This is a genomic window from Methylorubrum thiocyanatum, from assembly GCA_014138645.1.
GTDB classification, from domain to species: Bacteria; Pseudomonadota; Alphaproteobacteria; order Rhizobiales; family Beijerinckiaceae; genus Methylobacterium; species Methylobacterium thiocyanatum.
Map to the genome: position 1 here is coordinate 539,370 of JACJIB010000003.1, position 12,080 is coordinate 551,449.

Genomic DNA, 12,080 nt, shown 5'->3' on the forward strand with positions numbered 1-12,080 from the left:
CAAGCGGATGACGCAGCACCATCGACGCATCATTCGATGCATCGCTGGCGACCGAGGAATGCTCGAAGAGCCTGAAACTTGCCGGGCGAAATTAGGCTGCAGGCCGGTACCCGCGGCCTCACTCCGCACAGCAAAAGCGCGGGGCCGGATCTCGACGGGCCTGCCCGCATCCGTGCGGGCATGGATCGTGCGCATCCCGCGGTGACGCCGCCACGGGTTCAGTCGATCGGCTCGTGCAGGCGGCCGCGCCGGGAAAAGCCGTTCATCGGCCCGTGCGTAACGCGGTCCTGACCGCGCGGATCGCTGCCGGCCCGCAACGCCGCGTCGGGAGGGGGATACGACAGCTTGAGCGAGAGAGGGGCGGCGCTGCGCGGGTTGCGGAACGCGCGGGCGCCGATCTCCTAGCCGATAATTCAACCGATCTTGGCCAAAGCCTGTTCGAGATCGGCGATCAGATCCTCCGGATCCTCCAGGCCGATCGACAGACGCACGGTTTCGGGGCCGACGCAGGCCGCCGCGCGCTCCTCGGGTCGGAGCTGCCGGTGAGTCGTTGTCGCCGGGTGGATCGCCAGCGACTTGATCTCGCCGATATTCACGAGGTGCGAGATCAGTTCCAGACCTGCAATGAGCTGCAAAGCAGCCGGCTCGCCGCCCTTCAGCGCGAAAGTGAAGATCGAGCCCGGCCCCTGCGGCACGTACCGCTTGGCCAGCGCCTCGCCCTTCTGGCCCGGCAGCGCCGGATAACTCACCCACTCCACCGCCGGATGGTCCTTGAGGAAGGCGGCGACCGCCTTGGCGTTGGCGCAGTGCCGCTCCATCCGCAGCGGCAGGGTCTCGATGCCGGTCAGCGTCAGGAAGGCGTTCATCGGCGACAGGCCGGGACCGAGGTCGCGCAGGCCGAACAGGCGGCAGGCGACCGCGAAGCTGATCTCGGGGAAGCGCTCGCTGACGATCAGGCCATCATAGTCCGGCCAGGGATCGTTGATGAGGTTGTAGCGCGACCCTTGCGCCTTCCAGTCGAAGGTGCCGGCATCACAGATCATGCCGCCGATCACCTGACCCGAGCCGCCGAGGAACTTCGAGGTCGAGTGGACGACGATGTCGGCGCCGTACTCGATCGGGCGGATCAGGGCAGGGGAGGCCAGGGTGTTGTCGATGACGAGCGGCAGGCCGTGCCGCTTCGCGACCGCCGCGATGCCCTCGATGTCCATCACCGTGGCGCAGGGATTGACGATCGACTCGCAGATGATCGCCTTGGTCTGCGGCGTGATCGCGGCTTCGAACGCCTCCGGCGTCAGGTCGGCGGCGAAGTGCGGCGTCAGGTCGTAGCGGCCCTCGAGCCGGCGCATCAGGCCGAGCGAACCGCCGAACAGGCGCGGCGAGGCGACGTAGGCGTCGCCCGTCTGCATCAGCGTCATCATCACGAGCAGCACCGCCGACTGGCCGGACGAGACGGCCACCGCCGCCTTGGCCCCTTCCAGCGCGGCGATCCGGCGCTCCAGCGCGGCCACCGTCGGGTTCGAGCCGCGCGAGTAGGAGAAGCCGGTCTTGCGCATGGCGAAGATGTCGGCGGCCTGCTCGGTCGAGTCGAAGACGAAGCCGTTGGTGAAGTAGATCGGCTGCGCCCGCGCGCCGGTGGCGGGGTCCGGGGCGGCGCCCGCATGGACCGCCTGCGTGGCAAGGCGGAGGGCTTTTGGCTCGGCGGTCATGGCGGGACCTGAACTGATCGGTCTGTCGGCGCGTGGGGCAACAGCCCCTCTCATGCGCCTTCTGCCGCGAAACGGTCCGCAGCGAAACCCGCGATCGGCCCCTGCGCGCATCGGCCATGCACGGAAGGACTGCGCACCGCGTCAGGCAAGGAGCGTCCGGGAAGGAGCGTCAGGCCGCGCGCTTGAGGCAGGCCTTGAGGGTGCGGACCAGCATGGTCGGCGCGTAGGGCTTCGGGATGAAGCGGGCGCCCTCCGGCATGTCGCCGGGGCCCGGCGTGCCCATCCCCGATACGATCAGCACCGGGATTTCCGGCCAGCGGTGGGCGACGAGACGGGCCAGGGCGAAGCCGTCCATCGAGCCCATCGGCATGTCGACATCGGTCATCAGGACCCCGACGTCGGGCCGCCCTTCCAGAACGTCGAGCGCCTTGTCGGCATGGTGGGCTTCGAGAACGTTGAACCCGGCTTCCGCCAGCGTATCGGACGCTTCCATCAGCAGCAGACCGTCGTCTTCGACGAGGAGGACGACGGGCGACTCTGTCGGGTTCTCTGTCATGAAGCTGCAAACGGTTCCGGGCCGATACTGGTTGCCGGCCTAATTCGCACCTGCAGCGAGGTCAAGGAAGGGCCATCGCACAAGTGTGCATAGCGGGAATATCAATCTTGACCTTACGCGTGCGCTCGGACAGGCGCCGGACGCGCGGGAAGATGGGCCAGTGCCTCCGGCCGCGGTCCGCCGGTCGCCCAGTCGAGCAGTTCGACCGTGTGCAGGATCGGGATGTCGGTGCCCTTCCCGATCTGGGTGGCGCAGCCGATATTTCCAGTAGCGATCAGGTCGGGCCGCACCCGCTCGATATTGGCCACCTTGCGGTCGCGCAGGCGTGCGGCGATCTCCGGCTGAAGGATGTTGTAGGTGCCCGCCGAGCCGCAGCAGATATGGCCCTCCGGCACGTCCTTCACGGTGAAGCCCGCCTTCTTCAGGAGATTTTTCGGCTCGGTGCGGATCGCCTGCCCGTGCTGCATCGAGCAGGCGGAGTGATAGGCGACCACGAGGTCGGTGTCCTCGACCGGCGGCAGCAGGCCGATCTCGGCCATATACTCGGTCACGTCCTTGGCGATGGCCGAGACCCGCGCCGCCTTCTCGGCATAGGCCGGGTCGTCGCGGAACATGAAGCCGTAATCCTTGATCGTCGTGCCGCAGCCCGATGCCGTGACGACGATCGCGTCGAGCCCCGGCCCGTCCATCTCGGCGATCCAGGCGTCGATGGTGCGCTTGGCATGACCGTGCGCCGAATCCTCCCGACCCATATGGTGGGTCAGCGCGCCGCAGCAGCCCTCGCCCTTGGGCAGGACGACCTCGACGCCGTGGCGGTTGAGCAGGCGGATCGCCGCCTCGTTGAAGTCCGGCCGCAGCACGGACTGGGCGCAGCCGCGCAGCAGCGCGACCCGGCCGCGACGCGGGGCCGGCCCCTTGTCCTCACCGGTCTGGAACAGCGCGCTGATCTCCTGCGCCGACGGATCGGCGGGGAAGGTGCCCGGACGGTCGGTCCGGTTGCGGTTCGGCAGTTGCGCCGGCGCGAGGTCGAGCATCGCCGCGAGCCGGTTGCCGACCCGCGGCAGCCGGGCGACCAGCGGGCGCAACGGCGCCCCGACCTTGGCCGCGAGCAGGGCCAGCCGGAACCGGTTCGGATAGGGCAGGACGAGGGCGAGCACCGCCCGCAGGGCCCGGTCCGAGAACGGGCGCTTGTAGGTCTTCTCGATATGCGTGCGGGCGTGATCGACGAGGTGCATGTAGTGCACGCCCGACGGGCAGGTCGTCATGCAGGAGAGGCAGGAGAGGCAGCGGTCGACGTGCTTGACCACTTCGCGGCTCGCCGGCTTGCCGCCCTCCAGCATGTCCTTGATCAGGTAAATGCGTCCGCGCGGTGAATCGAGTTCATCGCCGAGCAGAAGGTAGGTCGGGCAGGTCGCGGTGCAGAACCCGCAATGCACACAGGTGCGCAGGATCTTCTCCGAGGCCGCCATGGCGGGGTCGGCGAGCTGCTCGGGGGCGAAATTGGTCTGCACGACACGCCTCGATGCGGTTTCTTGCTTCTCTCTCGTCTCTTAGAACCGTTCGCGCGGACGAGGCAATCGGAACGGTTCTAAGCTGTTGCTGTGTCGCATGGGCGCGGCCCGATGGCCGACCCGGACGGAGGGTCTCAGCGCTCGCGGGAGACCGTGAGCAGGCGGGCGATGAACCAGATCGGCACCACCACGGCCGCCCCCGCGAGGATCCAGCGGCCGAAATCGTGGAAGGTGTCGAGCCCGAGATCGATCAGCGAGCGGGTGAGATCGTAGAGCTGCCAGAACAGCAGGCCCGGCCTCAGGCCGAACATCGCCATCACCGCGCCGACGAGCACGGACAGGAACAGCAGCTTCACGAACACCGCCGCGGGCGAGCCGCCGAGGAAGCGGTTGAGGCCGGAGCGGCGGCGCGGTGCGCCGATGCGCGGATCGGCGGGATAGGCGCCGGATTCGAGCGGAGCCCGGCGCCGCGTGTCGTGATCGCCGATCATTCACTCGCTCTCCTGACCCGGCCTCCGAGGCCCGTGGCACCCCCGCAACGGCGTTGCCATTCAGCAACACTCATACGAAACCACGGATCCGCGGCGTCATTCGACGCATTCGGGGTAGCAGCCAGATGGCATCCTCGAACGTTCCGCTCAAGATGGCAGGCTGCATCACACCCCGCAGGCTCCCGACACCTCACCCGATACCTCAACCGCGCGCGACCCGATAAAGTCCATGATCGACCACGCTCTGTTCGACCCGGCGACCATCGATGCCGAGACGAAGGTGCTCAACGCTGAGATCGTGGCCGCCCACGCCGCACAGGCCGACCCCTGGTCGCTGCCGATCGAGCAGGTGCGGGCGCGCCGCCGGGCGGGCACGCAGGCCTCGCCCGCCATGCCGCGCAGCCCCCGCGCCGAGACCCTGACCATCGAGGGGCCCGGCGGGCCGCTGGCGCTCCGGGTCATCCGGCCCAACGGCAAACCGCGCGGCGCCTACCTGCACATCCATCGCGGCGGCTGGGTCTGGGGTGCGGCCGACGAGCAGGATCCCTGGCTCGAGCGCATCGCCGATGCCTGCGGTTTCGTCTGCCTTTCCGTCGAGTACCGGCTGGCGCCGGAGCATCCCTATCCGGCCGCCCTCGAGGATTGCGAGGCTGCTGCCCTCTGGCTCGCCGGTCCCGGCCGGGCGGAACTCGGGGTGCACGCGCTCACCATCGGCGGTGAGTCCGTCGGCGCGCATCTGGCGGTGATGACCCTGCTGCGGCTGCGCGACCGGCACGGCCTGCCCCGCGCCTTCCGCGGCGCCAACCTCAATGCCGGCTTCTACGATCTCGGCCTGACCCCGAGCGTGCGGCTGTGGGGCGACGAGCGCCTCGTCATCAACACCACCGATCTGAAGCGCTTCGCCGACGGCTACGTGCGCGAGGGCATCGACCGGCGCCGGCCCGACGTCTCGCCGCTCTACGCCGACCTGAAGGGCCTTCCGCCCGCGCTCTTCACCGTCGGCACCGCCGATCCGCTCCTGGACGACACGCTCTACATGTCGGCCCGCTGGGCGGCGGCCAACAATGGCGGGCACACCGCGGTCTATGCCGGCGGCTGCCACATCTTCGTGCGCTATCCCGGCGCACTCACCGAGCGCGCCCTGGAGCTGATCGACCGCTTCCTGATGGCGCTGGCGTGACGCGGTGACGCCGCGCCGCCGCGATCCTACCTGAGCCGGGTGCCCGCGCCTCCAGACCTTCCGCCGCCGTTCTCCGCGTGGTTCGCCTCGCGCGGCTGGTCGCCCCGCCCGCATCAGCTCGAACTGCTCGCGACCGTCCGAGCCGGGCGCTCGGCCCTGCTCGTCGCGCCGACGGGGGCGGGCAAGACGCTGGCCGGCTTCCTGCCGAGCCTGGTCGCGCTGAGCGAGCGGCCGACAGGCCGGAACGGCAAGGCGCGCGGACTCCACACCCTCTACGTCTCGCCGCTCAAGGCGCTCGCGGTCGATATCGCCCGCAACCTCGATGCGCCGATCGAGGGAATGGGGCTGCCCGTCACGGTCGAGACCCGCACCGGCGACACCCCCGCCCACAAGCGCGCCCGTCAGATCCAGCGCCCGCCGGACATCCTGCTCACCACCCCCGAACAGCTCTCGCTGCTCCTGGCGCATCGCGAGGCGGAAGCGTTCTTCGCCGGGCTGAAGACGATCGTGCTCGACGAGTTGCACGCCCTCGTCACCTCGAAGCGGGGCGATCTCCTGTCCCTGGCGCTCGCACGGGTGCGGCGTCTGGCGCCCGAGGCCCGCGCCATCGGCCTCTCGGCGACGGTGCGCGAGCCGGACGAGTTGAGGAAGTACCTCGTCGGGCAGGTGCCCGGCGAGGACCGGCGGGCCGACCTCGTCGTGGTCAAGGGCGGCGCCAAGCCCGACCTGCACATGCTCGACGTGAACCGGACGCTTCCGCTCTCCGGCCATACCGCCTGGCACTCCATGCCGGCGATCTACGAGCTGATCCGCCAGCACCGCACGGTGCTCGTCTTCGTCAACACCCGGCTCCAGGCGGAGTACACGTTCCAGGAGCTGTGGCGGCTCAACGACGACACGCTGCCGATCGCCCTCCATCACGGCTCCCTCGACGCCACCCAGCGCCGCCGGGTCGAGGCGGCGATGGCGGCGGGGCAATTGCGCGCCATCGTCTGCACCGCGACGCTCGATCTCGGCATCGACTGGGGCGACGTCGATCTCGTGGTCAATCTCGGCGCGCCCAAGGGCGCGAGCCGGATCATGCAGCGGATCGGCCGGGCCAATCACCGCATGGACGAGCCCTCCAAGGCCTATCTCGTCCCCGGCAACCGCTTCGAGATGCTGGAATGCCGGGCCGCCCTCGACGCGGTGGAGGAGGCGGCCCAGGACACCCCGGACGCCCGCCTCGGCGCTCCCGACGTGCTGGCCCAGCACGTCCTCGGCATGGCCTGTGCCGACGCGTTCGATCCGCTCGAACTCTACGAGGAAGTGATCTCGGCCGCGCCCTACGCGACCCTCTCGTGGGAGGATTTCGAGGCGGTGGTCGATTACGTCGCCACCGGCGGCTACGCGCTGCGCGCCTACGAGCGCTTCGCCAAGATCCTGCGCGGCGCGGACGGCAAGTGGCGGGTGCGCGACGCGCGGGTGGCGCAGCAATACCGCATGAATATCGGCACCATCGTCGAGTCGACGCACATCAAGGTGCGCATGGCCCGCAGCCTCCGCTCGAAGCCGGGCACCGTGCTGCCGAAGGGCGGGCGGACGCTGGGCGAGATCGAGGAGGATTTCGCCGAGACGCTGACGGTGGGCGACACCTTCCTGTTCGCGGGCGAGGTTCTGCGCTTCGAGGGGCTGTCCGAGGACGAGTGCCTCGTGACACGGGCCGGACCCGGAACCGATCCGGCGATCCCTTCCTATGCCGGCTCGAAATTCCCGCTCTCGACCTTCCTCGCCGCGCGGGTGCGGGCGATCATCGCCGATCCGTTCGAGTGGGACCGGCTGCCGGCGCAGCTCTCGAACTACCTCGCGCAGCAGCGCCGCCATTCCGTCCTGCCGGGCGAGCGCGACCTCCTGGTCGAGACCTTTCCGCGGGCGGGGCGCCACTACCTCACGGCCTTTCCCTTCGAGGGCCGGCTGGCGCACCAGACGCTCGGCATGCTGCTGACCCGGCGCCTGGAGCGCGCGCGGCTGCGTCCGCTGGGCTTTGCCGCCAACGATTACGGCATCGCCATCTGGTGCACGAAGGATGTCAGCGAGCGCGCCGTGCTTTCGCCCGGCTTCATGGAGGCGCTGTTCGACGAGGACATGCTCGGCGACGACTTGGAGGCGTGGCTCGACGAATCCGCGATGATGAAGCGCACCTTCCGGCAATGCGCCGTGATCGCCGGGCTGATCGAGCGGCGCTTCCCGGGGCAGAAGAAGACGGGGCGGCAGGTCACGATCTCGACCGACCTGATCTACGACGTGCTGCGCCGCCACCAGCCCGACCACCTGCTCCTGCGCGCCGCGCGCCAGGATGCGGCAACCGGACTCCTCGACGTGACCCGCCTCGGCATGATGCTGAGACGCATCCGGGGGCGAATCACCCATAGGGCGCTGGACCGCGTCTCGCCGCTCTCCGTGTCCGTCATGCTCGAAATCGGGCGCGAGCGGGTCTACGGGGAGGGGGCCGACGAGATCCTGGCCGAGGCCGAAGCCGAGCTTCTGCAGGAGGCTTTGGCTTAGGCCCTTCGGCTGAAGCGGTGTGCCGCCTCCTCCGCGCCCTGGAGCCGTACCGACCTGATGGCATCAGGTCGGTACGGCTCCAGGCTACTGTTTTGACGCGCATTTTTCGGCGAACCGGCGACCACTTCGTCGGAATGCGCTTGCGAGGACGATGACGTTGGCACTCGGCCAGAGACTCGAGAAGACCGTGAAGGGCACCGACCTTGCGCTTGCCGGAGAGGCGCTCAGCCTCGACCGCACCGGCGCCCTGTGGCTGCCCGAACACCGCACCCTGGTGGTGTCGGACCTGCACTTGGAGAAGGGCTCGTCCTTCGCCGCCCGCTCCGGCCAGTTCCTGCCGCCCTACGACACCCGCGAGACCCTGGCCTGCCTGCACGAGGTGGTTCAGCGGCTCGATCCGGCCTGCGTCGTCGCGCTCGGCGATTCCTTCCACGATGCCCGTGGCCCGGAGCGGATGGAGCCCGGCGACCGCGCCATGATCGCCGCCCTGCAGGAGGGCCGCGACTGGGTCTGGATCGCCGGCAACCACGACGCGGCGGTGAGCGAGGGCGTCGGCGGGCGCTACTGCGAGACCGTTCAGCTCGGCGGCCTGACCCTGCGCCACGAGCCGCTGGCGGCGGCAGGGGCGGGCGAGATCGCCGGCCATCTCCACCCCTGCGGCAAGGTCAGCATGCGCGGCCGCTCCGTGCGCCGCCGCTGCTTCGTCAGCGACGGGCAGCGCCTCGTGATGCCGGCCTTCGGCGCCTATACCGGCGGGCTCAACGTGCGCGACGCCGCCTTCGAGCCGCTCTTTCCGAAGGGGTTCACCGCCTATCTGCTCGGCGACGGGCGCGTCTTCGCCATCGGCCGGACCATGCTCGGGCGGGACTGACGCGGGCTCACGCCGCGACCAGCAGCGCCGCCCCGGCAACCGCCGACAGCGCCAGCCGCAGCCGGCCCATCCAGTTGGGCATCAGGCCGCGGCGGGCGAGATCCTGATCGACCAGTCCCCACAGCAGCACCAGCGCGCCGAGGATGCGCAGATCCCACGGCGCCGGGGCGGCCAGCGCCGCCCAGGCCAGCAGCGAGGGCACGATGGCAAGCCCGTAGTCGCGCCAGCCGGCGCCGCGGGCCGCGGCGACGCCCCAGCGGATGCCGCCGAGGAACGAGGCGATCACCGCCCCGTAGGCGGAGAGGATGGTCCGCGGTGAAAGTCCGATCGTGCCGAGTCCGACATCCGTGCCGCTGACCGACAGGGCGGCGAAGCCCACGAACGGAATCAGCCCCGCGATGCCGAGAAGGACCGCGCTCGCGGGTACCGTGTTCAGCCGCCCCATGCCGTCTCCCCGGCTGCTTGTCGCACGGTCCAGCCCTCGCCGGATCCCGCATCGCCCGATCCGACCCACCCGCCGTCAGAGCCCATGAAGGGCACGGCGTCGATGCGGGATGATCGTGAAGCCTTGTAAACGCGCAGATCCGCATCCATCCCGCAACCGGGACCATTTGTTGCAGCACCGGGCGTCGGTCCGCACGTCAAAGGTGAAAATCCGTGCGGGATAGCCGCGCCAGGGGCATGGCTCCGGGCCCTCGGCACCGTCAGGATGCCTGCAACACGGCCCTCTGCTCGATTCCTCCCATGCCGCTGCGCCCCACGGACCTGAGACCCGCCCTGTCCCGGCTGCGCGGGGCCTCCGGCGATGCCTGGACGACCTGGCGCCGGCGCGCCCTGTTCCTGGCCGGCGGCGTCTGTGTCGGCCTTGCCGCCGTTCTGATGGCCAAGGCGGCGGATGCGGCGCAGGAGCTGTTCCGTCACGGGCTCCACGCCGTGCCGGCACTGGCGCTCGTGCTCTGTCCCGCCGGCTTCGCGCTCGCCGCGTGGCTCACCCGCACCGTCTTCCCGAACGCGCAGGGCTCCGGCATCCCGCAGGTGATCGCCGCCCGCGCCCTCGACGCCGGACGCGCGCGCCACGCCCTGATCTCGCTGAAGGTCGCGGGGGGCAAGATCGTCGTGATGTGCCTCGGGCTCCTGTGCGGCGCCTCGATCGGCCGCGAGGGGCCGACCGTGCAGGTCGGGGCGGCGATCATGGCGGCCTTCGGGGGGTTGAGCCCGGAGCGGATGCGCGGCCTGCTGCTCGCGGGCGGCGCGGCCGGGGTGGCGGCGGCCTTCAACACGCCGCTTGCCGGCATCGTCTTCGGCATCGAGGAACTCGGCCGGGCCTATGACAGCCGCGGCAGCGCGCTCATCGTCGCCACCATCATCGCCGCCGGCCTGACCTCGCTGGCGATCCTCGGCGACTACACCTATTTCGGCACGTCGGACGCGCAGCTCTCCCTGGCCGCCGGCTGGCTCGCCGTGCCGCTGCTCGGCGTGGCCGGCGGGCTCGCGGGCGGTCTGTTCAGCCGCATCGTCATCGCGGTCAGTCGCGGCCTGCCGGGACGGGCGGGCCGGTGGATCGCCCACCGCCCGATCCTGTTCGCCGCCCTGTGCGGGCTCGGCCTCGCCCTGTGCGGCCTCGCCTCGGGCGGCGCCGTCTACGGCACCGGGTACGAGGAGGCGCGGGCGCTCCTTCACGGTGCGAACGATCCGCGTTCGGACTTCGCCCCGCTCAAGTTCCTGGCCACCGTGCTGTCCTCGATCAGCGGCATTCCCGGCGGCCTGTTCGCCCCCTCGCTCGCCGTGGGCGCGGGACTCGGGGCGGAGGCGGCCCTGCTGCTGCCGCATGTGCCGGTCGGCGCGCTCGTGCTGATCGGCATGACCGCCTACCTCACCGGCGTGCTCCAGGCGCCGATCACCTCCTTCGTCATCGTCACCGAGATGACCCAGAACCACGCGATGATGATTCCGCTGATGCTCGCGGCTCTGATCGCGGATGCGGTGTCGAAGCTGGTCTGCCGCGGCGGCCTCTACCACACGCTGGCGGAGCTGCTGGTGCGCCGCGCCGCCGGGGAGCGGAGTGCGTAAAGCGCGGGCCGCGGCGGAACGCCGCCGGCCCGATCGCGGTTATTGCTCCGCTTTCGTTTCGGAGTGAACTGCCATGACGCTTCTCAAGTGGGCCGCCATCGCCTTTGTCATCTCGCTCGTCGCGGGCGCCCTCGGCTTCACCGGCATCGCCTCCGGCGCGAGTTCGATCGCCCGCGTCCTGTTCGGCCTGTTCCTCGTGCTCGCCATCGTCATCGTGGTGATCGCGCTGGCCGTCGGTCAGGCGGTGTTCTGATCGGTGGTCTGATCGGCTGGGCCTGACCGCGTGCGCCTCGACGGTCGCACCGCCCTCGTCACCGGCGCCTCCTCCGGGATCGGCGCCGAGACGGCCCTGGGGCTCGCCCGCCTCGGGGCGCGGGTGGGCCTCGTGGGACGCGACCGCCCGCGCACCGAACGCGCCGCCGCGCATCTGCGCCGGGAGACCGGCGGCGCGGCGGACGTCTTCCTCGCCGACCTGTCGAGCCAGGCCGAGATCCGCCGGCTCGCGGGGGAGGTGAGGGCGCACTATCGCGCCCTCGACATCCTCGTGAACAATGCCGGCGCAATCTTCTCCGATCGCCACGTCACCGTCGACGGGATCGAGCGGAGCTGGGCCCTCGACCATCTCGCCTACGTGCTGCTGACGCACGAACTGCGCGCGCCGCTGGAGGCCGCGCCGCGGGCCCGCATCGTCAATCTCGCCTCCGCCGCCCATACCCGCGGGCGCATCGATTTCGAGGATCTCGGCGGCGAGCGCCGCTATTCGGCGATGAAGGCCTATTCCCAGGCCAAGCTCGGCAACGTGCTGTTCACCTACGCCCTGGCCCGGCGCCTTGCCGGCAGCAGCGTCACCGTCAACGCCGTGCATCCGGGGGTCGTGGCGAGCGACTTCGCCAAGAACACCAGCGGCGGGCTCGGCTTCGCCTGGAGCCTGATCCGTCCCTTCCTGATCTCGACCGAGGCGGGCGCCAGGACCTCGCTGCACGTCGCCACCGCGCCCGAACTCGACGGCGTGAGCGGGCGCTATTTCGCCAAGTGCCGCGAGACGGCCTCCTCCGCCCGCAGCCGGGACGAGGCCCTTCAGGAACGGGTCTGGAGCCTGAGCCGGCGGCAGGCCGGGATCGAGGCGTCGCGTCCCCTCCGATAAGGGG

11 protein-coding genes are annotated in these 12,080 nt (G+C 70.4%); 6 read left to right on the forward strand and 5 right to left on the reverse strand.

What is annotated here, in order from left to right; all coding sequences use genetic code 11:
• Positions 1 to 413 precede the first annotated feature (413 nt).
• From HNR51_RS10135 to HNR51_RS10150, 4 genes are all read right to left on the reverse strand, one after another.
• Positions 414 to 1,709: an O-acetylhomoserine aminocarboxypropyltransferase/cysteine synthase family protein gene (locus tag HNR51_RS10135; RefSeq protein ID WP_141952113.1), complete on the reverse strand. Its 1,296-nt coding sequence runs from the start codon at positions 1,707 to 1,709 to the stop codon at positions 414 to 416.
• Between the two features lie 169 nt (positions 1,710 to 1,878).
• Entirely contained in the window at positions 1,879 to 2,265 is a 387-nt protein-coding gene (locus tag HNR51_RS10140; RefSeq protein WP_012455214.1) for a response regulator, read from the reverse strand.
• Between the two features lie 113 nt (positions 2,266 to 2,378).
• A complete protein-coding gene (locus tag HNR51_RS10145) occupies positions 2,379 to 3,776 on the reverse strand; it encodes a heterodisulfide reductase-related iron-sulfur binding cluster (RefSeq protein WP_182554854.1) in 1,398 nt (465 codons plus the stop codon).
• A gap of 134 nt (positions 3,777 to 3,910) precedes the next feature.
• Positions 3,911 to 4,267: a DUF6460 domain-containing protein gene (locus HNR51_RS10150; protein WP_182554855.1), complete on the reverse strand. Its 357-nt coding sequence runs from the start codon at positions 4,265 to 4,267 to the stop codon at positions 3,911 to 3,913.
• Between the two features lie 229 nt (positions 4,268 to 4,496).
• On the opposite strand from HNR51_RS10150, the gene HNR51_RS10155 reads away from it, so the two are divergent.
• The 3 genes from HNR51_RS10155 (at position 4,497) to pdeM (ending at position 8,862) form a co-directional block, all read left to right on the forward strand.
• On the forward strand, positions 4,497 to 5,447 hold the full coding sequence (locus HNR51_RS10155) for an alpha/beta hydrolase (protein ID WP_012455217.1): 951 nt from the start codon (positions 4,497 to 4,499) through the stop codon (positions 5,445 to 5,447).
• 39 nt (positions 5,448 to 5,486) lie between these two features.
• Positions 5,487 to 7,991, forward strand: a complete 2,505-nt coding sequence (locus HNR51_RS10160) for a ligase-associated DNA damage response DEXH box helicase (protein ID WP_182554856.1) — start codon at positions 5,487 to 5,489, stop codon at positions 7,989 to 7,991.
• A 157-nt stretch (positions 7,992 to 8,148) separates the two neighbouring features.
• Complete coding sequence (gene pdeM / locus HNR51_RS10165) at positions 8,149 to 8,862, forward strand: ligase-associated DNA damage response endonuclease PdeM (RefSeq protein ID WP_041372050.1); 714 nt, start codon at positions 8,149 to 8,151, stop codon at positions 8,860 to 8,862.
• A gap of 7 nt (positions 8,863 to 8,869) precedes the next feature.
• On the opposite strand, the gene HNR51_RS10170 is transcribed toward pdeM, so the two are convergent.
• Complete coding sequence (locus HNR51_RS10170) at positions 8,870 to 9,307, reverse strand: DUF3429 domain-containing protein (protein ID WP_012455220.1); 438 nt, start codon at positions 9,305 to 9,307, stop codon at positions 8,870 to 8,872.
• 299 nt (positions 9,308 to 9,606) lie between these two features.
• Between HNR51_RS10170 and HNR51_RS10175 the strand changes: the two genes are divergently transcribed.
• From HNR51_RS10175 to HNR51_RS10185, 3 genes are all read left to right on the forward strand, one after another.
• A complete protein-coding gene (locus tag HNR51_RS10175; RefSeq protein WP_182554857.1) occupies positions 9,607 to 10,932 on the forward strand; it encodes a chloride channel protein in 1,326 nt (441 codons plus the stop codon).
• A 73-nt stretch (positions 10,933 to 11,005) separates the two neighbouring features.
• Positions 11,006 to 11,185, forward strand: coding sequence for a DUF1328 domain-containing protein (locus tag HNR51_RS10180; RefSeq protein WP_012455222.1), 180 nt, complete (start codon positions 11,006 to 11,008; stop codon positions 11,183 to 11,185).
• A gap of 30 nt (positions 11,186 to 11,215) precedes the next feature.
• Positions 11,216 to 12,076: an SDR family oxidoreductase gene (locus tag HNR51_RS10185; protein ID WP_182554858.1), complete on the forward strand. Its 861-nt coding sequence runs from the start codon at positions 11,216 to 11,218 to the stop codon at positions 12,074 to 12,076.
• The last annotated feature ends 4 nt before the right edge of the window (positions 12,077 to 12,080 follow it).